This window comes from Actinocrinis sp. (genome assembly GCF_035946395.1).
GTDB lineage: Bacteria > Actinomycetota > Actinomycetes > Streptomycetales > Catenulisporaceae > Actinocrinis.
The window spans coordinates 1-22,779 of record NZ_DASYZI010000178.1 but is presented as its reverse complement, the minus strand read 5'-3'; the positions used below and the strand labels follow the sequence as shown (position 1 = coordinate 22,779).

Annotated in this window: 24 protein-coding genes and 1 pseudogene; 7 read left to right on the top strand and 18 right to left on the bottom strand. The window is 70.3% G+C overall.

Annotated elements, in window-relative coordinates:
• Positions 1-211: pseudogene (locus tag VGS97_RS11475) on the top strand (ferritin-like domain-containing protein); the annotation flags it as partial.
• Positions 212-375: 164 nt separating this feature from the next.
• Complete coding sequence (locus VGS97_RS11470) at positions 376-1,191, top strand: Pvc16 family protein (RefSeq protein ID WP_326853356.1); 816 nt, start codon at positions 376-378, stop codon at positions 1,189-1,191.
• Here the strand turns inward: VGS97_RS11470 and VGS97_RS11465 are convergent.
• Both VGS97_RS11465 and VGS97_RS11460 read right to left on the bottom strand, forming a co-directional pair.
• Positions 1,163-1,597 (bottom strand): hypothetical protein, encoded by a 435-nt coding sequence (locus tag VGS97_RS11465; protein ID WP_326853354.1) that lies wholly within the window; start codon positions 1,595-1,597, stop codon positions 1,163-1,165. The genes VGS97_RS11470 and VGS97_RS11465 overlap by 29 nt on opposite strands.
• 19 nt (positions 1,598-1,616) lie before the next feature.
• Positions 1,617-2,618: an NADase-type glycan-binding domain-containing protein gene (locus VGS97_RS11460; protein ID WP_326853353.1), complete on the bottom strand. Its 1,002-nt coding sequence runs from the start codon at positions 2,616-2,618 to the stop codon at positions 1,617-1,619.
• Positions 2,619-3,055: 437 nt separating this feature from the next.
• Here VGS97_RS11460 and VGS97_RS11455 point away from each other — a divergent pair, with 437 nt between their 5' ends.
• Positions 3,056-3,313: a hypothetical protein gene (locus VGS97_RS11455; protein ID WP_326853351.1), complete on the top strand. Its 258-nt coding sequence runs from the start codon at positions 3,056-3,058 to the stop codon at positions 3,311-3,313.
• 204 nt (positions 3,314-3,517) lie between these two features.
• On the opposite strand, the gene VGS97_RS11450 is transcribed toward VGS97_RS11455, so the two are convergent.
• From VGS97_RS11450 to VGS97_RS11385, 14 genes are all read right to left on the bottom strand, one after another.
• Positions 3,518-4,057 carry a phage tail protein gene (locus VGS97_RS11450; protein ID WP_326853350.1) on the bottom strand — a complete coding sequence of 180 codons (540 nt, stop codon included), beginning with the start codon at positions 4,055-4,057 and terminating at the stop codon, positions 3,518-3,520.
• Complete coding sequence (locus VGS97_RS11445) at positions 4,054-6,057, bottom strand: putative baseplate assembly protein (protein WP_326853349.1); 2,004 nt, start codon at positions 6,055-6,057, stop codon at positions 4,054-4,056. Before VGS97_RS11445 ends, VGS97_RS11450 begins: the two co-directional genes overlap by 4 nt.
• Positions 6,057-6,464 carry a GPW/gp25 family protein gene (locus VGS97_RS11440; RefSeq protein ID WP_326853348.1) on the bottom strand — a complete coding sequence of 136 codons (408 nt, stop codon included), beginning with the start codon at positions 6,462-6,464 and terminating at the stop codon, positions 6,057-6,059. The genes VGS97_RS11445 and VGS97_RS11440 overlap by 1 nt, the downstream gene beginning before the upstream one ends.
• A gap of 11 nt (positions 6,465-6,475) precedes the next feature.
• Positions 6,476-8,311 carry a VgrG-related protein gene (locus VGS97_RS11435; RefSeq protein WP_326853347.1) on the bottom strand — a complete coding sequence of 612 codons (1,836 nt, stop codon included), beginning with the start codon at positions 8,309-8,311 and terminating at the stop codon, positions 6,476-6,478.
• A complete protein-coding gene (locus tag VGS97_RS11430; RefSeq protein WP_326853346.1) occupies positions 8,308-9,012 on the bottom strand; it encodes a hypothetical protein in 705 nt (234 codons plus the stop codon). Before VGS97_RS11430 ends, VGS97_RS11435 begins: the two co-directional genes overlap by 4 nt.
• A gap of 19 nt (positions 9,013-9,031) precedes the next feature.
• The gene (locus tag VGS97_RS11425; RefSeq protein WP_326853344.1) at positions 9,032-9,610 is read right to left on the bottom strand and encodes a phage tail protein; all 579 of its coding nucleotides are present in this window, start codon (positions 9,608-9,610) and stop codon (positions 9,032-9,034) included.
• A gap of 53 nt (positions 9,611-9,663) precedes the next feature.
• Entirely contained in the window at positions 9,664-10,137 is a 474-nt protein-coding gene (locus tag VGS97_RS11420) for a phage tail protein (protein ID WP_326853343.1), read from the bottom strand.
• Between the two features lie 13 nt (positions 10,138-10,150).
• Positions 10,151-12,049, bottom strand: a complete 1,899-nt coding sequence (locus tag VGS97_RS11415) for a DUF4157 domain-containing protein (protein ID WP_326853342.1) — start codon at positions 12,047-12,049, stop codon at positions 10,151-10,153.
• Between the two features lie 660 nt (positions 12,050-12,709).
• On the bottom strand, positions 12,710-12,895 hold the full coding sequence (locus VGS97_RS11410; RefSeq protein WP_326853341.1) for a hypothetical protein: 186 nt from the start codon (positions 12,893-12,895) through the stop codon (positions 12,710-12,712).
• Entirely contained in the window at positions 12,895-13,329 is a 435-nt protein-coding gene (locus tag VGS97_RS11405; RefSeq protein ID WP_326853340.1) for a hypothetical protein, read from the bottom strand. Before VGS97_RS11405 ends, VGS97_RS11410 begins: the two co-directional genes overlap by 1 nt.
• 13 nt (positions 13,330-13,342) lie before the next feature.
• Positions 13,343-13,810: a phage tail protein gene (locus VGS97_RS11400; RefSeq protein ID WP_326853339.1), complete on the bottom strand. Its 468-nt coding sequence runs from the start codon at positions 13,808-13,810 to the stop codon at positions 13,343-13,345.
• A 75-nt stretch (positions 13,811-13,885) separates the two neighbouring features.
• Complete coding sequence (locus VGS97_RS11395) at positions 13,886-14,380, bottom strand: phage tail protein (protein WP_326853338.1); 495 nt, start codon at positions 14,378-14,380, stop codon at positions 13,886-13,888.
• A gap of 54 nt (positions 14,381-14,434) precedes the next feature.
• Positions 14,435-16,078: a phage tail sheath family protein gene (locus tag VGS97_RS11390; RefSeq protein WP_326853336.1), complete on the bottom strand. Its 1,644-nt coding sequence runs from the start codon at positions 16,076-16,078 to the stop codon at positions 14,435-14,437.
• Positions 16,079-16,739: 661 nt separating this feature from the next.
• Positions 16,740-17,360 (bottom strand): hypothetical protein, encoded by a 621-nt coding sequence (locus VGS97_RS11385; RefSeq protein WP_326853334.1) that lies wholly within the window; start codon positions 17,358-17,360, stop codon positions 16,740-16,742.
• Positions 17,361-17,622: 262 nt separating this feature from the next.
• Between VGS97_RS11385 and VGS97_RS11380 the strand changes: the two genes are divergently transcribed.
• The 4 genes from VGS97_RS11380 (at position 17,623) to VGS97_RS11365 (ending at position 21,237) form a co-directional block, all read left to right on the top strand.
• A complete protein-coding gene (locus VGS97_RS11380) occupies positions 17,623-18,333 on the top strand; it encodes a response regulator transcription factor (protein ID WP_349262092.1) in 711 nt (236 codons plus the stop codon).
• 74 nt (positions 18,334-18,407) lie between these two features.
• Positions 18,408-18,860: a pyridoxamine 5'-phosphate oxidase family protein gene (locus tag VGS97_RS11375; RefSeq protein WP_326853331.1), complete on the top strand. Its 453-nt coding sequence runs from the start codon at positions 18,408-18,410 to the stop codon at positions 18,858-18,860.
• A gap of 71 nt (positions 18,861-18,931) precedes the next feature.
• A complete protein-coding gene (locus VGS97_RS11370) occupies positions 18,932-20,761 on the top strand; it encodes a GAF domain-containing sensor histidine kinase (RefSeq protein WP_326853330.1) in 1,830 nt (609 codons plus the stop codon).
• Positions 20,762-20,793: 32 nt separating this feature from the next.
• Positions 20,794-21,237, top strand: coding sequence for a CBS domain-containing protein (locus VGS97_RS11365; protein WP_326853329.1), 444 nt, complete (start codon positions 20,794-20,796; stop codon positions 21,235-21,237).
• Between the two features lie 162 nt (positions 21,238-21,399).
• Here the strand turns inward: VGS97_RS11365 and VGS97_RS11360 are convergent, their stop codons facing one another.
• Positions 21,400-21,960, bottom strand: a complete 561-nt coding sequence (locus VGS97_RS11360; protein ID WP_326853328.1) for a TetR/AcrR family transcriptional regulator — start codon at positions 21,958-21,960, stop codon at positions 21,400-21,402.
• A gap of 6 nt (positions 21,961-21,966) precedes the next feature.
• Complete coding sequence (locus tag VGS97_RS11355; protein ID WP_326853327.1) at positions 21,967-22,329, bottom strand: DUF1304 domain-containing protein; 363 nt, start codon at positions 22,327-22,329, stop codon at positions 21,967-21,969.
• Positions 22,330-22,779: the final 450 nt, after the last annotated feature.

Below are 22,779 nucleotides of genomic sequence, written 5' to 3'. Positions count from 1 at the left end.
ACAGCGCCTGGAGATCCAGGCGGCCCAGACCTACACGGCCGCCATCGAAAGCCTGACCGGCCTCGGATCGACAGTCACCGCGGCCGCGACGATCGCGCCTGTCGAGGCGATGCACGCCGCGGCGCTCGGCTACCTGTTCGGTGGACGGTCCGCAGTGGCCGGCTTCCTGGGCACCGGCGGCGTGGTCCCGATCACGGCGCTGACGGTCTGAGCGGCGGGTCGCCCGCCTTACGCCGCTCTTCGAAGTTTTCGAAGTTAGGGCCGGCGGCGCAGGGCCGGCCGGCGCGCAGTGGCGGGCGAGCCTACAGCCGCCACAAGCAGCCCCGGTCGATGTCGAAGGGCCCCTTTCACGGAACCCGGAAGGACGGTGCACGAATGAGCATGCTGCGGGACGCGGACCTCTCGCTCGCGAACTGGCTCAAGTCGGTCCTTCCGCCGGGTACCGGCGTGAGGTTCGACGCGCCGAGCGCCGACTGGGAAAAACGCGGCTCCGGATCAGGGGGCGGTGCCGGTGTCGGCGCCGGTTCATCGTTCGTCAGCGCGTTCCTCTGCGAGGTTCATCGTGACCCCCAGGACCTACCGCGCTCGGGATGGTCGGAGACCCGCGACGACGATGGTCGGCTCGTCGGCCGGCAGCTGGCTCCGCGCTACTACTGCCTCACTTACCTGGTCACCGCGTGGGCAGGCGCCGGAGGCGGTGGTGGCAGCGACGAGGCTTCCCGGCGAGTCCTCGAAGAACACGAATTGCTCGGACTGCTGGTCGACGCATGTACGAACGCGGACACCATCGCGGACGACCACCTGACCGGAGCACTTGCCGAAGCTGGAATCCCGTGCTTCGTGCGCTGCGCGGACGAGGGCTCCGGCCCGACGATGCAGAGCCTGTGGTCCGGCTTCGGCGTCGCCCCGCATGCGCATCTGGAACTGGAGCTGGTTGGCCCCGTCGTGCCGCAGCTGGCGACCGACCTCGCGCCGCCGGCCCGAGAGATCGTGCTGGACGCGCGCCAACTGTCGTCGCCCGGGCCGGCGGGCGACGACGCCGCTGCCGAGGCGGCGGGGCCGACGAACGTGCCGTCGGCCAAGCGCGTCGGAACCGGTGGCGGGACCGTGCGCCGGTGGGAGCGCACCACGATCATCGAGCGAGGCAAGGGCGGCCCGTCCCTCAGCCCGCCTTCACAATCTGGTTCGTAGAGATGAACCGCGCGGTGCCCGGCTTCTGGACCACAGGGTCGGGCACCGGGCCGCCCGGCGTCGGCTGCATGGCGGGCGTGCTCACGGTGAACATCGCTTGGAACGTCCCGCCCTTGAGCAGTAGCGGTTTGCCGCTGTTCATCGTCTTTATGGTCAGGTTGTCGGGCATCAGGATGATCGTCAGATTACCCATGCCGGGGGTGACGAACGGCGGCGCCGTGTAGACCAGCAGGGTGCGCAGCACGGGTGGAAGCTCGTCGCCTTGGAGGCACGCGGGCGTGCCGACGACGATCACGTCCGTGCTCGAACCCGTCAGCGGCACCGGCGCCGCGATCTGGGGCACGATGGCGGGCTGCGGGATGGTGATCTGGATCAGGTCACCGGTCCTCATCACGATGTCCGCCATTCGTGTCTCCGCCTTCTGATCAGGCCGTGAGGCCGAACAGCTCGATCTCCGTGATGGCGACGTCCGATCCGGAGGTGCCCGGCGAGATGCCGGTGACCTGGATCACCACACTGGTGATCAGGTCCGCGTGGTCGATGTTCAATGTCTGCTGCTGCGCGGTGTCCTGCGGGGTGAGCGTCATCGTCTCGCCGTTCGAGAACTTCAGCAGCAGTTCGCTCGGCCTGCCGTGCTGGACGAAGGCGCTGCCCGCGCCCGAGTGCAGGATCATCCGCTTGAGCGTGACGCGGTGCGCGAACGTGAACGTCAGGGCCGGTTCGTTCGAATCCGACCAGGGCGCGAGCCAGTAGGTGTTGAGCAGCTCGTCCGCGGCGTACACCGGCGAGGAGCCCTTGGACGTGACGTTCGCCGTCACGCTCACGGCGTGGACCGGCGAGAAATGGATGTCGTTCGTGAGACGCGACTTCAGGCTGTCGTACCTGTCGTTCACCGCGTGCCGGAACGGCGGATAGGCGCCGTAGAGAATGCCGCCGAGCAGGATCAGCACCGTGATGACGACGCGGGCGATGCGCAGGAATCGCCGCAGCGCGTGCTTCAGGTCGAAGCCGGGCTTCGCGAGGTGCGAGGCGGACGCCGCGTCGTTCCGGCCGGCGGTGACCGTGCCGAGCTTGACGACCTTCGGGCCGCGCCTGGGTATCAGCTTGCGCAGAAGCCTGCGCCACCACGATTCCCTGACCCGCGCCGCTTCGATGAGCGAGGCGCCGCAGCGGCTACAGAACCTGCGGGTGTTCGCGTTGCCCTCGCCGCACATGCCGCAGATCAGGTCGCCCGGCTGTAGCCGGCGGCTCGGCGCGGTCTTGGTCACCGCGATCGCCCGCGCCCGCGCGATCTGTGGCGCCAACTCGACCGGTTCGTCGGAGGCGCGGGACGTGGCGCCGAGGGTGGCGGACGGCGCGGGCAGCGCCGCGGCCGATCCGGGCTCGACGGGCGCGACCAGCGCGGAGAGATCGCTGCGCGGAGCCACCGGCGGCGGTGGGGGCGGCGGAGGGGGAGGGGAAGGCACGGCGATGCCCGGCGTGACTCCAGGCGGCGATGGCAAACGAGGCGATGGCGGCGGTGGGACTGCCCCACCTGGCCTTGGCGGCGGCGGTGGGGGTGTGCCCGTGCTGGGCCTCGGCAGCGGGGGTGGTGGCGGCATGCCAGGCGGAGGGGGAGGCGGCACCGCTCCGCCGGGTCGTGGCGGTGGTGGGGGAGGCGGTGCGCTGGCGCCGGGTCTCGGGGGTGGCGGCGGTGGTAGAGGCGCCCCGCCAGGTCTCTGTGGTGGTGGGGGTAGCGCACCGCCAGGTCTCGGTGGTGGGGGAGGCGGTGTGGTGGCGCCGGGTTTCGGTGGTGGCGGGGGTAGCGCTCCGCTAGGTCGCGGTGGCGGCGGCGGGACTGCCCCACCTGGCCTTGGTGGCGGGGATGGTGGGATCGCTCCGCCTGGCTTTGGCGGCGGCGGTGGGACCGCTCCACTTGGCCTTGGCGGCGGTGGTGGCGGCATGGCTCCGCCTGGCTTGGGCGGCGGCGGGAACGGTCTGCCCGGCTTCGGCGGTGCGCCGGGCACTGCCGTCCCAGCAGCCGCCTTCCCCGCAGTTCCCGTGGCTCCCGCAGTTCCCGTGGTTCCCGTGGTTCCCGGAGTCCCCGGAGTTCCGGCGGGTCCTGGCCGAGGCCCCGCGATGAAGTTGTTCGTCCCCTGGATCACGCGTTGCAGCAGGCCGAGCCGGGGCGCGGCGGCCTCCTGCTCCTGCTGCCGCTCGATCTCCTCGACCACCTCCTGCGCGATCTGCGGTGTCTGTTTCTCTCCGGTCCATTCCAGGAAGCTGCCGCAGGAGCCGCAAAACGTGTCGTCGTCGTGGTTGCGCAGCCCGCACTTGCGACACACGATCATGTATCGACCACCTCCAGTCTGTGGGGCACGTGCGCGGGTTTCTCCGCGACGATCAGCGCTTCCAGCGCGGCGGCGTCCACCGAAACGCCCCGCGGCAGCGTCACCCTGACGAAGAGCCGGGGCGTCGCCTCGCCCGGCGGCTCGGTGTTCGGGGCCGTGGACCAGGCGACGCCGCCGCTCTCGGCGATCTCCACCTCGCCGGCGGTCACCAGTTCGATCAGGGCCCGAAGGCCCTCGACGGTGCCGCGGGTGCGGTAGAGCCGCACCGAGTGCGCCACCGTCGCCCGCTGCCGCTCCAGCGGCCAGTTCTCGTCGAGCACCGTGCCGACCCAGCCCGCCAGCCAGCCGACGAAGTCCTCCGGCGCGAGCAGCGGGTCCGCGTACGCCGCCAGGCAGTCCAGCGCCGAGATCGCGGGCGCGAGCACGTCGTCCAACGCCGCCGTCCACGCCATCGCCACCGGGTCCTCCTGGAAGACCGCGGGCAGCAGCGTGCCGATCGGATAGGGCGTGTCCAACCCCTCGACCGCCCGCCTCATCGCGGCGCCTCGACTCGGACCTGATGCTCGTAGGAGAACACCAGACTGTTCGCGTCGAGGTCGATCCGGGTCTGCTCCTTCCCGCGCGCGCCGGAGACCGGGTCGGCGGTGAACAGCCGGACGTCCTCGACCATCTCGACCCCGAGCACCTGCTGGAGCCGCCCGAAGATCTCGCCGGCCTGCACCGGGCGGCCGAACGGCCAGCCGGAGCCGTCGGGACCCCCGCCCGGCAGTGGGCTGAGATAGTGGTAAAGGACGCTCAGCGCGTCCTCGCGCACCCGCTCGCCGTTGACCCGGGGCCGGGCGACCAGCCGCGCGACGACGGTGACGCCCCGGTAAAGCGGCGGCTCGACCACGACCCGGGCGCCGACGACCCGCGTGCGCTCGAAGGTGTCGGCGATGCGGCTCAGCGTCCGGTCCGGCAGCAGGAGGTTCTCGAACAGGACCCGGCCCTCCTGCTCGGCCGCGGCCGGCACGACCAGCACCCGCACCGCCCCGGCCGCCGCGGTGTCCCGGCCGACCGGCACGCAGCGCACGCGTGCGATCTCCGGCGCCGCCTCCCGCGCCAGGATCTCGTAGTCCTCCGCCGTCACAGCGCGGCCGCGACTGCGCACCAGCATCGGTCCGCGGGCTTTCGCCTCGTCGAGGCTCTCCCCGTCCACCCCGCCGTACGCCGGGTGCAGGTTCTCCACGGCGGAGACGGACGGGACCGAGGACATCAGTCGGCTGATCGCCCCGGCCGGCACGTTGCCCTTGGCGCCGCCGCCGGTCGCGTACCCGCGGATGCGCACCTCGGCGTCCTTGTCGGGCATGGCGCCGTAGCGGCGCAGGCTCCCGTCCGCCTCCCGCACCGCGGGACCGAACAGCAGCAGCCCGGAGACCGGGTCCAGCGCGAAGTGCGGGTCCCCGGGCCCGCTGTCGGCGAAGTGCTCGACCTCGGTCCACTCCATCCAGCCGTCCGTCGAACTGGTCTCCACGACCGGCGAGCCGTAGCCGGCGAGCACGGGGGAGTACCGCAGCGCGAACTGCTGCCCGGGCACGCCCTCCGCCTTGCCCAGCGCCTCGACTTCGGCCGGTTCGGCGTGCACGGCCTCGGCGGTGCCGCCGACGGTGGCGACGGTCAGTCCGTCGACCACGGGCGAGTCGGAGTACGGCCGCTGGCCCTCTTCGGGTTCGATGATCCGTGCCCTGATCCACCCGGCACGGTCGCCCCCGATCACGCTCGCCTGGTGCCCGGGCGGCACGTGCAGGACGATCGCGCCCGAGGTGTTCAGGCCGCCGGTCTCGTCGAGCCCGATCTCGCACGGCGCCCAGTCCTCGCCGGTCCACGCCTCCCAGGTCAGCGGCGGGTGCTTCGGATTGACGCCCACGCCCTCGACCCGGCCGCGAAAGCCGAGCCGGATCGCGCACCCGGGCACCGGGTCGGACAGGCCCACCAGCAACGCGTCCCCGATCAGGGGCCGTGGCCGGAAGGCGGGGAACGGCCGGCCGTCGGCGAGCGTCCGCGAACGGTCCGCCGTTCCGCCCGCCTCGCCGTCCCCGAAACCGCCGCCCGGCTGTGCCTGGCCGGACTGCGCGTCAGCCGGCGACCTGACCTTGGCGAGGGTGCAGGGCACCACGGCCAGGTCCTCCCGCGTGGTGAAGACGATCGACTCGGCGGTGGCCGTGCGCAGCGTGCCGACGCGGGTTCCCGCGGCGATCGTCAGCCTCGCGCGGGCGGGGCTGGAGAGCCAGAACGTCACCGGCGCGCGCGCCGGAGTCGGCGGGAGCATGCGCAGGCCGATCATGTTCAGGAACGTGATGTACAGCCGGTCCGGCAGCTGGTTGAGCCGGAACAGCAGATGGTCCGTCATCTGGGCGAAGGTCTCGATCAGCGTGATGCCGGGATCCGAGACGTTGTGGTCGGTCCACTCCGGACAGCGCCGCTGCACGAAGCGCTTGGCCTCGTCGACCAGGTCCTGGAAGCGGCGGTCGTCGAGATCGGGGGCCGGCAGCGGCATCAGTACCCGCCTTCCTCGTCCTCGGGGATGGTGTAGAAGGGGAAGACGAGGTTGCGCGGGCTGTTCACGCCGGGCACGACGTAGTGGATGTCGATGTACAGCAGGCCGGGGCGGTCCTCGTCGGGGTAGACCTTCACGTCGGCCACGTCGACGCGCGGCTCCCACTGCTCGATCGCGGCCCTGACCACCTCGGCGATCTCGGCCGTCTTCTGCGAACTCGCCGCGTCGAAGACGTAGTCGCGCAGGGTGCTGCCGAACTGCGGCCGCATCGGGCGCTCGCCGGGGTAGGTCTGCAACACCAGCCGCATGGCCTGCTCCAGCTTCGCCGTCCCCGAGGCCATGGCCACCGCGCCGGTGGGCTCCATGGCGAACGGGAACGACCAGCCGGTCCCGATGAAGTCGGTCATGACGTGCCCTTTCAGCCGCCGAGAGTGATGGACTGGCCGGAGACGGAGACCGTGCCCTGGCTCTGGACGGTGACCGAGGTCGCGGACTTCAGCGTCAGCGAGTCCCCGCCGTCGATGGTGACGCTGCCGCCCTGGCCGGTGACGATGTTCACCGTGCCGGCCTGGCCGCACTTGATGGTCAGCTGCCCAGGCGGGCTGTCGGGGGCGCAGGTCAGCTCCAGCGTCCCCTGCACGACGTCGACGGCGAGCCCGAACTTGCCGTCGGGAGTGCCGAGCGAGATCTGCGACTGCTGCGGCTTGGGGTCCTCGCCCATCTCGTCGTGGAACACGAGCCGGTTGCCCGAGGCGGAGACGAACCCGCGGCGCGCGACCGACGTGTCGGCGCCTCCGGCGCCCTGCATCACCGGGCTGCCGCCGAGGTCGTAGGCGCTGCTCTCGGTGACCAGTCCGCCGATCACGTAGGGACGCCGCGGATCGCCGAACTCGAATCCGACCAGCACCTCGTCGCCGACCTCGGGCAGGAACATCGCGCCGCTGCGCTTTCCCGCGCCGAACTGCACGACCGGCGCCCAGTCCGTGCTCACCTGCGTCGAGAGCCAGGGCAGCGTGAGGCGTACCCGCGCGTGTTTGTCCCCGATGTCGTCGACGATGGCGCAGACGACGCCGGGGATGCGCATCGGGTTCGCGGGGTTCGCGCCGCCCGCCGAGGTCAGGCCGAGCAGCGAGCGGTCCTGCGCGCCGCCGGCGGCGAACTCGGTGTGGTAGCCGTTCTCCGTCAGGTCGAACACGTGCCGCGCGCGGGTGACCAGCCACGAGTTCGGGAAGCGCCCGAGCACGCCGGTCACCTGGACGGTGGCGCCGGGGCGGATCGCGGGGTTGCCGACCGCGTCGCCCTCGGCCTCCGCGAAGGAGCCGCCGAGCGACGCGGCGAGGGCCGAGGCGCCGTCCTCGGCGCTGGCCACCGGCAGCGTGTTGACGACGTAGGCGGTCGGGCTCGGCGGCGGGCCGAGGTTCTCCCCGGCGGCCGGGCCTTGACCCGCCGCGCCGCCCGCGCTCTCGCTGAACAGCGCCGCCACCTCGGCCAGAGCGCGCGGGCGCGGCGCGGAGGCGCCGGACGCGGCGGTCGGCACCGGCTGACCGGGGGAGAGCGTGGCCTTCAGCGGATCCCAGACCCGCACCTCCACATCAGGGGCCAGGTTCCCCGCGGTCACCCGCGGCTCGAAACGCAGCAGCGTGCCGGGGAAGTCCAGCTGAGGCGCCGGGCCGTCCGACTGGCCGAGCGTGCTGGCCTTGCGGAAGACGAACTTGCCGTCGGCCATGCCGAACTCGTAGCCGATCTCGGCCGCCCGCTGGGCCAGGAACTCCCAGTCGCTCTGGTTGCACTGGAGCAGGTGCTCGTGCACGATCTGCGTCGAGGTGATCGCGCCGACCGGTAGTTGCGCGTCGCGGGCGATCTGCGAAGCGATGTCCGAGTCGGTCATGTTGTCGAACGAGCGGGTCCGCCGGGCTCGCTGCAACCGGTGGCACAGGTCGTAGCCGCGGACCATGGTGCGCCCGACAATGCCCTGATAGTACCCTTCGATCGCGGTGACTTCGCCCGCGATCAGTCGAGCGGCTGCCCCGGAACCGGCCAGCACCTCGACCTTCACCCCGATGTCGAGGCCCGCCGCGTCCAGGGCCGCTCCGGTCACGTCCTCGAAGCTGAGCGCGAACATCCCCGGCCGCGACAGCTGTGTGTCGACCTCCGTGCGCGCAAGACAGCTCGCTGCGACGCCGGACAACTCCACGCCGCCGACCCGCACCGTGGGCCATACGGTGACGCTGACGCCGATATCCGAGACGGTCATCGCCCGCCCTCCTGCTCGCTCGGCAGGTACACGAGAGTGCCGGGCCGCACCCGCAGCGGGTCCTCGATCCGGTTCGCCGCGGCGATCTCACGCCAGCGCCCCGGCTCGCCATAGGTCCGCGTGGCCAGTTCGGGCAGCGTCTCGGGGCCGGTGAGCAGGTGCGAGCGGCGCCCGGAGAGGCCGCCCGAGCTCGGATTGGTCGCCTTCAGGTCCTTCGGGATCAAATGGAGGGTCAGGTCGACCGAGGCGCGTACGGGCTTCCCGGTGCGGCTGAACCGGGTGTAGTTGACCGTCACCTGGTTGAGGCTGACGAGGTAAGTCCTGCCCCAGACGAAGTTCAGCTCGGGGAGCTTGCTCACCTGAGGGTCCTTCTTGACCTCCTGGGGGTACGACCAGTCGACCAGTTTCTCGCAGGTCTCCATCACGTCCTTGCCGTCGAAGGTGATTGAGCGCACGGTGATGTTCGTGACGCCGTTGGCCTTCGCCACTTCTTCGACGCTGCTCAGCGCGGTGGTCGTACCGGACGCGTTCTTGTCCGCGTCGCCTTCCTTGGGCTTGCCCTTCCCGGCCGACGGCTGCATGGGCGCCGTGTGCGAGATCGCGATCGCCGCCGGATTGAACTGGAAGACGACGTAGTCGGCGTCGCTGCCCGACTTCGGGCCGAGCCTGGCGTTATCGGCCCTGTCGTCGGCGGTGGACATGTGTCCGGCTCCTTATACGCTATGCGGCGGCGACGGGCTGCGGCGGGAGGAAGCCCTGGTGCTCCAGGGTCAGCGTTTCGAGAGCGACCGTGTTTCCCTTCGCGTCCAGCGTCGGTCCGCTCCAGGAGGCCGGATAGGCGTGGTCCAGGGTCCACGAGGCGACCGGTCTCTGGTGCGCGTCCTGTAGGACGATGGTCACGTGCCCCATGGGGTACGGGTACTTCTTGGATTCGTCGTAATTCATCCAGTTCGTGACGAGCCTGCCGAGCCAGGCTTGAAGTCTCTGCGAGTTCTGCTGCTCCATCGCCCGCTCCAGAATCACCGGGCTGTAAGTCACCTGCGAGGGCAGCTTCACTTCGTGGTCGTACACGCCGCCCTGCTTGACGGTCTCGGTCTTGAACTCGACCTTGAGCCCTTTGCAGGAGGACCATTCGCCGAGATTGGTGATGTCCTTGCCGTCCGCGCTGGTGAAAGTGACGGCGAAACGCATGACCAGGCCGAAGGACCGGGACGTGAAGTCGGCCCCCGCCGCGGGCGCGGTCGAGGCGGCGGTGGCCGACACAGCGCCGTCGATATGCGCGGACACGAGGTTCACCATGGGTGTCCTGCCTTTCTTGCTGCGCTAGCCGCAGGGGGAATGGGACGGCCTGGTCAGGCCGGGCTCTGGGAGTTCAGGTGGTCCGCGAGGAAACCGGTGTGAGCGAGCTTGAGCGTCTCGATCGCGGGTTTGCCGCCCGCGGCGTCGAAGGATTCGATCGACCAGGCGATCGGGAAGAACTCGTTGAGGTGCCACGTGACGATCGGATTCCCCGAAAAGTCCACGAGCTGGATCGCGCCGCTCTGCGGCTGCGGGTTCTTCGAGGTCTGCGCCAGCCAGGTCTGCACGGCCTGTGAGTCCGCTCCGACCGCCCGGCTGAGCGTGATCGGCTCGTACTTGGTGGTGCCCGGGTAGAGCCACACCCGGTTGCCGTACTCCCCGACCCGGTGCTCGATCTGCTGCCAGGACACGGACAGGCCGGTCACCTTGTACCAGGCCCCCATGTTGAGGGTGGGACCGTCGAGGCGCACCGTGTACCGGTGGCTCATGCCGACCATCGCCATCGCGTTGAGCGGATTCACGGACACCTCGGCACTCCTGTCATCTCGCCGGCCCGAAGGGTCCGGTCTCGCCGAGCCGGCCCGTGCGCTCGCGGTCGACCACGAGCTCGCGGCGCAGCCGCCGGTGGATCCGCTGGTAGATCCGTACGGACAGCTCCTCGATGTCGGCGGGGTCGTCGAGGTCGAGCGGACGCCGCTTGCTGAGCTCGATGAGCTTGTCCCTGGCCGCGCTCAGCTCCTCGTCGGCGCCGGTTTGGGACGCTGCCTGTGGTACGGACGTGATCGGCACGGACGCAGTCGGCGCTGGTGCGAACGTGGGCATGTCCGTGGACATGTCGACCGGCGCGGGCGTGAAGTCGGGCGCGGCGACGCTCATCACGTCAGCGGCCTGACGCTGTACCCCGGTGGTGGACGGTGCCGCGTGCCATGGTGCGGTCCACGAGGTCATCTGCGGGGGCAGGACACCGTTGGCGAAGCCGCCGCCCGCGGCCGGGTCTGCGTCCAGGCCGCGGGCCCATCGTTCGGCAGCCAACGCCTGGGCTTCGAGGGCGCGTCCGGCGTCGGAGTCCTCGGCGGGCAGGGTGAAGCCGAGGGTGCGCTGCTGGGCGGCGTGGGTCAGCTCGTGGGCGAGCAGGCCGCGCGCGTCCGGCTGGTCCAGCGGACCTACCTGCGCGGGCAGGAAGACCTCAGCGTCCCGAGCGAAGGAGCGCGCGCCGAGCGAGCGTGCCTCGTCGGCGGCCCCGGCGCCGCGATGGATCGGCACGTCGGAGACGTCCACGCCCTGAGCCCGCCGCACCGCTTCGAGGAGGTCTTGGGGGACTGTGGTCGGCGGCGGTTCCTGCGCGGGAACCTGCGCCGGTACCGGGGCCGGGGTCGAGATCTGCGGCGGCGCGGGTGGCCGAGCGGGCGGCTGCGCGCGCGAGTGTGTCAGAGGCCTGGCCGCAGCCGGGGTCGAGGTTGTAGATCCCTGCGAACGTGCGCCCTGCGACGATGTCGGTGCAATCGTCGACATCGTCACAGGCGGGGTCGGAGCCGGTGCGGGCGGGCTCGGCCGCAGAGGCGCGACAGTGGCCTGAGTCGGACGCCCACCGTGGACGAAGCGGTATACGGGCTCGGCCCGGCGTGCTGGCGGCTCGCTTGGCGGCGTTGCCTGCGGGATCGCTGGTTGTGGGATTGTCGGCTGCGCAGGTGTCTGCTGCGGCATCGTCGGGCGTGGGGTTTCGACGAGGCCGCCGGCCTGGGAGACCGCCTCCAGCGCCGGAGTGCCGCCGGTGTCCGGCGGACGCGGGCGCGGATCCTTTTGCGTCGGCGGGCCGGCCGGCTGCCCGCCGGACGGGGCGTCACGCGAACGTCGCACCGGCCTGTTGATCGCGGCTCCGAGACCGAGCCTCGGTGCATCGGATTTGGGTGCGTCGGATTTGGGCGCGGCGGGTCTGGGCACGTCGAGGATGGGTGCCTCGGAACCGGAGGTGCCCCCGGCTGGGTATACGGGACTTTCCGGCTCGGAGCGGGGCGATCGCCCCTCGTCCGCGATCTCATCGAGGCCGTCGGCGTCGGAGGCATCGTCGGCTGATGTCTCCACCGTCTGCGTGTCCTGAGAACCCGGTTCCGCTTGATCGGGGCTTCGAGGACGAAGCGCGTTGCCCAGGCCCAGCCGTCGGCTTTCGGCGAGCGAGGCACGACGCGCCGGTCTCGGTTTCGCAGTGTCCTGGCGCGCGGTTCGCGGTGCCGGGGGCGGCGCGATCACCGCTTCGCTCGACCACGAGCCGCCACCCTCGGGGATCGGCGGCAGGCCCATCGGCATCCCGGACGGCGCCGCGTCCGCACCGCCTGCCCACGGCGGACGGTAGGACTCGACCATGCGCAGCCAGGCTGAGGACGCGTACGGCGCCGCGTCCGCCTCCGGCTCGCCCACGTACTCGTCGGTCGCCTTGACCATGCTCGGCCGGGGTCCAGCAGACGGGAGAATGCGCGGGATGAGATGTGCCGCAGCGGGCGCCGTTCCAGGCGAAGGCTCCGGTGCCGCCGCGCGTTCCGAAGCCGGCGCCCGTCTGCGCGCAGGTGCCCGTGACGCAGCCGGCGGTGCCGGCTGTTCCGGCTCCGGTTCCGGCGGCGCCTCGGCGCGGACGGTGACCAGCCCCGTCACGCGTCCGGCAACCGGCGCCGGAAACCCGGCTTCGCCCGCCGATCCGGCCGAACCAACGGGGTCGGAGTGCCTGGACGCCTCCTCCCGCGACACGGCTGACCGGAACCTGCGGCCGGGCGCATGGATCAGCGGCCTGTTTCTCTCGTCCGCGAAGACTCCCATCGCGGCGGCAACGGTCAGCGGCGCCCGGCGGACGGTCGGGGCGAGCGGCGGCAGTCGGCGCCAGTGCGCCGGACCCGTCCGATCCGCCGGACTCACCGGACCCGCCGCACGGTCGGCCGGGTCGCGGGCCGTGCGGCCGGCCGGCGCGTCGAGGCCGGGCCGCGCGTCGCGGGCCTCGCCCCGCCGCCGTCGGGGCAGCAGGCGCATCTCGTCTCCCCCTCCCCGTGCCTGGGCGGTGTCGGATCGAACGGTCAGCGGCAGCGGTCAGAAAAAGCAGGTAGGAAAAGCAGGTCAGAACGAGCCGGCGCTCTGGGCGGATCCGGCGGCGAGCGTGTCGAGCCGGCCGTGGATCCGGCCGACCTCCTCGATCACCCGGGCCCGCACCGGATGTTCGAGGTCGAGGATGTCCCGCAGCGGCCAGTGCAGGTAGTACGCGAGGTACACGGCCTCCTCCCAGAGCCGGTCGGCCGTGTACATCAGGATTCCCCCGGGGCATCACCGGCGATGTCCACCGCGAATCCGTGCCCGCACGCGGGGCAGGTGACGTCGGCCTCGGTATGGCCTTCCTGGTTGATCCGCCGGTAGAGGTCCTGGAGGAACGCGAGATCCGAGGCGAACAGGTTCTCGATCACCAGGGTGTCCACGCCCGGGGCCGTGCCCAGCCTGGTCACCGTCCGCGACAGAAGCAGGACGCTGAGGTACACCGGGTTCTGCCTGACCCGCGGATCGCCCTGGCTGGTGATCTCGTCGCGCGCCGTGGCCAGGCGCATCACGCCGTCCCGGTGCACCGTGCCCCGCTCGTCGACATAGCCCCGGGGCAGCACGAACGGGTAGCGGGTCATGATCGCGGCCGGCTCGGTCTGCGGCGGGGCTCCGCCGGCCTCCGCCGCAGCGGACGGGTGTGTCAGCATGGCTTCTCTCCGGTCATCCGCCCGGCTGCATCAGGATCTGGTCGCAGTGCAGCACCACGGTCTCGGTCACCACTTCGGTCGCGCCGGCCTTCATCCCGCCGATCTCCAGCTTCGACGGCCAGGCGTTCTCCAGCAGGTACGTGATCAGCGGCTGGCCCGACCTCGGTGACGCGGACGCCGCGAACAGTTGCAGTGAACAGGTCTTGCGCGCCGTCGGATCGCCGCGCAGCACCGCCTGGTGCCAGGCCCACATGTACGACTCCGAGTCGAGGCCGCGCTTGAGCGTGACCGTCGGCGGTTTGGTCTTTCCGTACTGCTTCGTGTGCAGGATCCCCTCGGAGCCGGTGGCGATGTACTCGACCGCCTCGACCTCGGTGTTGATCCCGGACAGCTCGCTGAACGTGGCGACCTTGATCCCGTCCACCTGGATCACGAACGTCGACGCGCTCATCACCGTCGGGTTGCCGCCGGCGACCGCCATCTGAACTCACCCCTCTGCGCTCGAAACGTTGCTGCCGTCGTGCTGCCCGCGTGCGCCGCGCCGGGCGGCGCCGGGTCAGCCGCCCGTGTCCAGGAGGATCGCGTCGCAGGCGATCACGACGTCCTCGGTGAGAAAGCCCTCGCCCGCCTTGGCCGAGGAGATGTTGATCTTCGCGCACCAGGCGCTCATGAGCATGTAGGTCACCAGCGGCTTCGAGGTGCCGATGCTGCCGAGCCCGCCGCCGAAGACTTCGAGCGTCAGCTGGTCGGCCCGGGCGGCGGGATTGCCCGCCACCGCCATCTGATGCCACTGCCACAGCGTCAGGTTCTTGTCCAGCCCGCGCTTGAGAGTGACCGTCGGCGGCTTGACCAGGCCGAACTGCTTGCTGTGGTTGATGAACCCGCCCGGGGCCGCCGAGATGTACTGCTCGATGTTGATCTCGCTGTTGATGCCGCCGAGTTCCTGGAAGGCGATCTTGCCGAGGCTGCCCCCGCCGGCGATCTGGACGTCCGAGGACACCACGAATATCGGTGCGGACGCGATGGTGGAGAACTCCTGCTGGCTCGACACGGTGCCGCTCCCCCTCTGTGTTCGGCGTTGAGCGTGTTGTGGCCTGGATCCCGCTCACTCCTCCAGGGCCGCGCCCTCGGAGTACTGCGCTATCCGGAAGACGATGAACTCGGCCGGCTTGACCGGCGCGATGCCGATGTCGACGGTGAGGATCCCCGCGTCGCGGTTCTCCGGCGGGTTGTTCTCTTCGTCGCACTTGACGAAGAAGGCCTCTTCCGGTGTGCGGCCGAACAGGGCGCCGCTGCGCCACACGCGGCGCAGGAACATGGTGATCGTGCGGCGCACCGAGCCCCACAGGAAGCGGTCGTTGGGCTCGAAGACGACCCAGTTCGTGCTGGAGAGGATGGACTTCTCGACGAAGTTGAACAGCCGGCGCACGTTGAGGTACCGCCACTCCGGGTCGCTGGAGAGCGTGCGCGCGCCCCACACGCGGATGCCCTGCCCGGGGAACGAGCGGATGCAGTTCACCGCGATCGGGTTGAGCTGGTCGTGCTCGCCGCGGGTGATGTTGGTCTCCAGGTCGATCACGCCGCGCAGGACCTCGTTCGCAGGGGCCTTGTGTACGCCTCGGGTGTCGTCGCTGCGTGCCCAAACCCCGGCGATGTAGCCGCTCGGCGGGATGAGCGAGGGCCGGCCCTTCACCGGATCCAGCACCTTGATCCACGGCCAGTACAGCGCCGCGTACTTGGAGTCGTAGCCGGCGACGTCCACCCGCCATTCCTTGACCTGCTGGGCGCCGAGCCCGGGCGGGGCGTCGAGGATCGCCACGCGGTCCGCCATCAGCTCGCAGTGCGCGATCATGGCCAACTGCACCGCCTTGAGCCCGTCGAGGTCCACCGCCCCGCTCTGGTAGGCGGCCATCAGGTCGGGAACGCAGAGCATCGTCACCTCCTCCACGGCCTCCAGCCCGGCGAAACCGGTGCGGTCGGCGGTGTCCCCGATGTAGGCCTCCGGGGCGATCTCGACCGGGGCCGAGGCAGGGGCCTGCGGTACGGCGGGCGTGGCCGACTGCGCGCCTCCCGCCAAGGCGACCCGCGTCCCCTTCGCCGGCACCAGCGAGGCCGACGCGCCCTTGACCTCCTCGACGACGATGAGTTTCGAGGAGGTCTTGACGACGGTGGCGGCGTTTCGCGGGCCCTTGCGCAGCGAGAGGTTGTCGAAGACCTCTGCCTCGCGCTCGCCCTGCCGCACGATCAGCTTGAACAGGTCCTCGCCCGGATCGCTCGCGTCGGCGGCCTCGATGCTCAGCTCGTTGCCGGCCGACCCGGCCGTCAGTGCCCTGGCACGCAGCGCCGTGCGGCCGCCGTCTCCGGCCGCGGGCAGCTCGGCCTGCGCGGCCGATCCGAGCGCGGGTGCGCCGTCGCCCCCGTTACGTGTTCCAACGCCGTGGTTTCCCGCACCGTTCGCGGACGCCTGCCGAGGTTCCTCGTCGTCGCCGGCGCCCACGCGCACCACGTATGCGGCCCCGCCGCCGTTGAGGAAGTATCCGTAGACCGCCTGCGGAAGATATGCGCCCTCGACGAAGCCGCCGAAGGCCTTGTTGTACTGCGTCCAGTTGGTCACGAGCGTCGGCCGGTTCGGCGTGCCACGTTCGGTGAACCCCACAAAGGCGCACACCGCGGTGCCCACGCCCTCGATGGGCCGGGAGCCTGAGGAGACCTCCTCGACATAGACTCCGGGAGATTGGTAGTTAGGCACTGTCCTCCTTCAGAACGGCCGGGAGCCAACCGAGTGTCGGTGGGGAGCGGCAGGTGGAGCAGACTGGGCACGCTTCGCATGGTGGAAATCCGGGGTCGGCTATCAGTTTCTTGCGCGCCGGACCTGATCAACCTGCCCACCAGGGATGGCGTACGTGCAGTCTTGCTGCGCGATAACGCAACAGCGCAGGCCAGCGACAGGCCGACCACCGTGGCGCGTGACGTCACCGACGAGCGTCACCGCTGTCCGTGCGCGCCTCAGAGCCTTGCCAGATAAGGCAGTCACAAGCGCATCGGCTCCGCATCGGCTCTTGGCCGAGACCGTGTCCCGGATGGCGTGTGAGGCGTTGTCAGGGGGATGATGAGGGCCTCTGTGGTCGTGAATTGTGCCCGGAGGGGCCGTGGGAGACGGCTTCGTTGATACTCAGCCCCCTGCTGCTACACATGAGGGCGTGGGCGTGGGCCGACACCGGGCGTCGGTGCGCTACGACCCCGAGCCGCGAGTCAATCCGACGCACAGCGTGGCGAAGAACCGATCCCGAACCCGGCGAGGGCGACTGCGTCTGCGTCAAGTACGTGTCTGACGCCTCGGTGCCCGCTTCGGCCTCTGCGAAGCGGGCACCGAGTGCTATGGGTTGGACGGGTGGATTGGATTGGGTTGTTTACTGTCCGGCCTTGATGTTCAGGCCGGGTTCGGCGAGGGTTGCGGCGGTGTCGGGGATGGATCCGGTGGCGGTCGGTTGCTCCTGTCGGGTCTTGCGGGCGCTGGCGAGGGCGATGGTGGCGCCGAGCAGGGTGACTGCTCCGATGCCGGTGAAGGCGATGCCGAGGCCGATGACCAGGTAGGTGATCTGCCAGGCCTGGTAGGCGGAGAGCAGGGAGCCGCGCAGGGACTCGCCCATGAATGCGGTCTGGCGTTCGCCGGAGAGTTTGGTGAGGGTGGCGGCGGGGGTGGTCTTGTCGGCGGAGGCTGCCAGGTACTGCGCGGAGACCTGGCTGTACGTCAGGCCGCCGGTGGCCTCCTTGATGTGGGTCTCGATCATGTCGGAGAAGGCTTTGGCCTGGTCTCCGGTGGTCACCGGTTGGCCGCCGTAGGCGGCTTGGGCGGCGGGCAGGCCGCTGGAGCCCTTGGCCGGGAAGGTGATCTGCTGGGCGGTGAGCTGGTCGGTGACCTGGTGCTGGCCGGAGACGCCGACGCCGATCATGATCGGTCCGGCGATCAGCAGGGCGAAGCCGGTCAGCGCGGTCAGCCAGCGGACCAGGGCCCGCGCGGTGTGCAGCATGGGAGTTCCCCTCCTCGGGGATCGGCGATCGGTTCGGTTCGGTGAGGCTCGGGACGTGACCTCGGTCCGCCGCCGTTCCGGTCGATCGGTTCGGATGTCCGTTCGTTCGTGCACCGGAACGATCTCGCTGTGTGAGCATCGCGGCACGGGCCGATGGGCCCGCCAGTCGGCGGCTGGACGGCCTGGATCAGGCCGCGCAGGTTCGGGACTTTCGGCCCGTGCCGGACTGGTCGCTCGGGTCTACGGTCGAGACATGACCGAGATGAGTGCGCCCGCGCAGGGTGAACCCGCTGCTTTCGCCGTGCATCCGATCCGGGTGTTCCTGATGGACGATCACGAGGTGGTGCGTCGCGGTCTGCGGGATCTGCTGGAGGTCGAGGGCGAGTTCGAGGTGGTCGGCGAGGCGTCGACGGCGGCGGAGGCGCTGGCGCGGGTTCCTGCGCTGCGGCCGCAGGTGGCGGTGTTGGATGTGCGACTGCCGGACGGCGACGGGGTGACGGTGTGCCGGGAGTTGCGTTCGCGGATGCCGGAGCTGGCGTGCCTGATGCTGACGTCGTTCTCGGACGACGAGGCGCTGTTCGACGCGATCATCGCGGGTGCGTCGGGTTATCTGCTCAAGCAGGTCGGGGGCACGGATCTGGTGGGGGCGGTGCGTACGGTGGCGGCCGGGGGTTCGCTGCTGGATCCGAAGCTCGCGGCCTCGGTGATGGATCGGCTGCGCAGCGGGGACCGCAAGGATCCGCTGGCGGCGTTGACCGGGCAGGAGCGGCGGATCCTGGAGCTGATCGGCGACGGGCTGACGAACCGGCAGATCGGCGAGCGGTTGTTCCTGGCCGAGAAGACGGTGAAGAACTACGTCTCCTCGCTGCTGGCGAAGCTGGGGATCGAGCGGCGGGTGCAGGCGGCGGTGCTGGTTTCCGAGTTGAAGTCCGGCGGTGCTGGTTCCGGCGGTCGTGGTCGCTCGCACGCATGAGCGGACGGTGGGGCCAGAGATGAAAGGTCTAACGGCCCTGTTGGAGCGAAGCGGCGGAACGGACGATTCAACGCATGGAAATCGACGTTAACGGGCTTGAGGTGCTTTCTCGCGCTGAGGCCATCGCCCTGTTGGAGACGCAGGAGGTGGGCCGCTTGGTGTACACGCGGCGTGCGCTGCCTGCGATCCGGCCGGTGAACTATGTGGTGCGCGGGGGCGCGGTGCTGGTCTGGACGGGGTCGACTTCGTCGTTGGGCCAGGCGGTGCGTGGGGCGGTGGTCGCTTTCGAGGCCGACGAGTTCGATCGGATGTCGCGGTCGGGTTGGTCGGTGGCGGTGACGGGGACCGCGCGACTGGTGACTGACGAGGCGCAGTTGGAGCGGGCACGGCTGGAGGGCCCGATGCCGTGGGCGCCGGGGGTGAAGGACTATCTGATCTGCATCCCGCTGATGATCGTGACCGGTCGGTGGCTGGGGTCGCGCGACGGCGGAACAGTCGTGCGAGACGCGGTGGGCGCAGTACCGTGATCCGTGAGGGTCGCTCGTCGCGACGTGCCGCGCGTCCGGGTGGGGCGGTCCCGCTGGAGAGGCGGATCAGCGTGGCCGAGCAGCTTGGCGACGGGGACGAGGTCTCGCGGATCCTGCCGACCCTGCGCATCGACGAGCTGCTGGACGAGTTGCAGCTGCGGTTGGCCTCGGTGCGTTCCTCCCGTGACCGGGTGCGCCAGCTGCTGGATGCCGTGGTGGGCATCGGCAGCGGCCTGGACCTTGAGCAGGCGCTCGCGCGGATCGTGCAGGCGGCCGTGACGCTCGTGGACGCGCGGTACGGGGCGCTGGGTGTGCTGGGGCCGGGCGGTGATCGGTTGGCGCGGTTCATCACGGTGGGGCTCACTGAGGAGCAGATCGCCGCGATCGGCCCGTTTCCGCAGGGGCACGGCCTGCTCGGCGAGTTGATCCGGCATCCGGTGCCGTTGCGCACGGAGGATCTGACGCGGCATCCGCGTTCGTTCGGGTTCCCGGCGAATCATCCGCCGATGCATTCGTTTCTCGGGGTTCCGGTGCGGGTGCGTGATGAGGTGTTCGGCAACCTCTACATCACGGAGAAGGACGGTGGGGCGCCGTTCGACGCGGATGATGAGGCGGTGCTCACGGCGCTGGCCGCGGCGGCGGGTGTCGCGATCGACAATGCGCGGCTGTACGACGAGGCGCGGCGGCGGCAGGAGTGGCTGGAGACCACCTCGGAGCTGACGCGGGGATTGTTGTCCGGTGAGGACGTCGACGACGTGCTGGCGGCGTTCGCGCAGGGGGTGCGCCGATTCACCGCCTGCGACCTGGCCGTGATCGCTGTGCCTGATCCGGACGGTGGAGAGTTGCTGGTGGCTGCGGCCGACGGGCGGGGTGCCGACCGGGTGCGTGGGGCGGCGCTTGGGGTCGAGGGGACGCTGGCCGGGGCGGTGTTCAAGTCGGCGCGAGTGGAAGCACTGGTAGATGTCGCGGCCGACGCGCGTGCGGGTGCGCTCTCGCGGATCTCCGGCGTTGATTTCGGGCCGGTGTTGCTCGTGCCGCTTGGTGGGGCGGGCCAGGTGCGTGGCGTCCTTGCGTTGTACCGCCTAGCCGGAGCGAGTGCGTTCGAGCAGGTGACGATCGGTCTGACGACGGATTTGGCGGTTCAGGCGGCGGTGGTGCTGGAGTTGGCGGAGCGCCGTCGTGACAGTGAGCTGCTCTCGCTCTACGCCGATCGGGACCGTATTGGCCGGGACTTGCATGATCTGGCGATTCAGCGGTTGTTCGCGACGTCGATGAGTTTGCAGGGTGCGTACAAGATCGCGCAGAAGCCCGCGGTGGCGCGCCGGATTATGCAGGCGGTCAGCGACCTGGACGACACGATCAAGGTGATTCGCTCCACGATTTTCGCGTTGCACGCGCACGAGGACGAGGGTGATGCGGTGCCGGGTGCGCGGGCGCAGGTGATCGAGATCTGTGAGCAGGCCGCGCGGACGCTGGGTTTCAGCCCGGCGGTGCGTTTCACCGGACCGGTGGATCACTTGGTGAGCGCTGATGTCGCCGAGCATCTGGCGGCGGTGCTGCGCGAAGCGCTTTCCAACATCGCCCGGCACGCGGGCGCGTCGAGCGTCGAGGTGGATTTGGCGGCGGACGGTAGCTCGGTGGCGCTGACCGTGACGGACGACGGCGTCGGCATCAAGGCGGGGGGTCGGCGCAGCGGGCTGGAGAATCTGCGCGAGCGGGCGCAGCAGCTCGGCGGGAGCTTCAGCGTGCTGCCGGGTCCGTCCGGCGGAACGGTGCTGGCGTGGAGAGTGCCGACCGGCCTGGGCATCGCGGCAGGCGGTGGTCTCGGGAACGGTGCTCTCGGGAACGAGTCTGCGGGGAACGAGACCATCGGCGCCGGGACGCGGGTCGAAGGTCCCTGACCCGCTCGCCGCCGCGGCGGCACGATCGGGGTATGGAAGATAACGCTCTCGCAACCCTCGACACCACCACCGCTTCCGCCATCATGAGCGCGCCCGGCGGCATCGTGCGCAGCGACTGCTCGGTCTGGGAAGTGGTCGAACGCTTCTTGACCGGGCCCGCGCGGCACGTGGTCGTGGTCGACAGCGCCGGACACTACAACGGTGTCATCGGCACCCGGCACCTGGCCGGGCTCTGGCCGCTGGACGTCAAGCAGCTCAAGGCCAGCGAGGTGGAGAGCCTCGGCTGCGCGGCGTGGATCGCGCTGAGCCCGGACGATGATCTGCGCACCTGTGCCCAGACGCTGACCGAGCACCACCTCGACGCGGTGCCGGTGCTCGACGCGGAGGCGCGTGTGATCGGCGTAGTGACCGCGCGCGACATCACCCGCGCGATCGCCGACGCACCCAACCAGCGGCAGCGAATCTGGCAGGAGTGAGTCTGGTGTCCCAGCGTCCGGCTCCTGTCGTCGTGGAACCCGACGGCAGTGAGGCATCGATGGCCGCAGCATCGTGACCGTGACGCCCGACGCGGACGTCGCACGCGCCGAGTGAGCGTGGTGCTGTAAGAACTGACGGGCAACAGCTTGTCTGCGCGCGGCTCACGGAAGAGGAGTCCGGTGCAGGTTGATCAGCAGGCGCCAGACCCGTTCCACGATTTGGGCGGTGCTCGCTTCGATCAGTCCGTGGAGCCAGTCGGCGAGGACTGCGGCGAAGGTCGCGGCCACCGCTGATGCGACGAGGTCCGGCTCGGGCGCACCGGCCAGGGAGCGCTCGGCTCTGCTGCGGGCACGCAGGTCCTCATGGAGGACTCGGCCGAGGGGCCCGCCGCCGCCCGGGCTCAGCAGTTCACGGTAGAGCCCGTCGAGCGGAGCGAGGCGCTCGAAGAAGGACACCAGGGCCGGCGGCGGTTTTTCGGGATCGGGCGTGCCGCGCCAAGCGTGCAAGGCGTCGACGGCTTCACGTGCGACGTCGGCGCAGACATCGACGGCGAGCGCCTCCAGATCGGTGTAGTGCAGGTAGAAGGTGGCGCGGCCGACTTGCGCCCGGCGCACGACGGCGGCGACGCTCACCTCCGCGAGTGGGCGCTGGGCGCACTCCTCCAGCAGCGCCGCGCCAAGCTTGGCGCGCGTGCGCGCTGTTCGAGGATCTTCGGCCCGCATCGGTGGTCACCGGGCGATCAGGACAGCGGTGAGCGCGAGAGCGCCGGGTAGCGCCTGAGCGATGAGAATGCGCCGGTTGGCGGTGAGCCCGCCATAGAGTCCGGCGATGAGTACGCACACCAGGAAGAAGACCCGGGCCCGGAACCCGGTCGGGTCGCCTGCGATCAGGCCCCAGACCAGTCCGGCGGCCAGGAAACCGTTGTAGAGGCCCTGATTCGTGGCGAGCGGGGCGGTGGCACGGGCCAGGCTCGCGTCGAAGCCGGAGAGCTCCCGGCCGGGGCGCTTCTCCCACAGGAACATCTCCAGCACCAGAAAGTACACGTGCAGCGCGGCCACCAGACCCACCAGCACACGCGCGGTCGTCTCCATCGGCCTTCCAATCCTCAGCTTCCTGGACAGGTGTCCATACTAGATGAACACCTGTCCAGGAAGCAATGGCGGAAGCAGGCCTGGACCGTGCCTTCGAAGTGACGTCATCACCAGTCGTCAACGGAGGCGATCTGCGCGGTGGTTTCATACGCATCCTGTGACACGCCACCGCGATCAGGCCATAGCCCGCGACGTCTCCTCACAGCCTGGCTTGGAAGGCGCGGCCCGGCAGCCAAGTCCATCTGCGGTAGTTGCTACACGGTTGCTGATGGCAGTAGCCCCGTCCATCACGGTTTGGCGCAGGCCGCCGCCTTTTCGGGCCAGCTGATCGTCGTGAACTGCACCGTGCCGGTGCCTTCCAGTTCGAGCAGCGGCATTGGCTTGTCCAGCGGCCTGCCGTCGAGGCTGTTGATGGAGATCGGCCCGCTGGCGCCCTTGACCTCGTTGTCG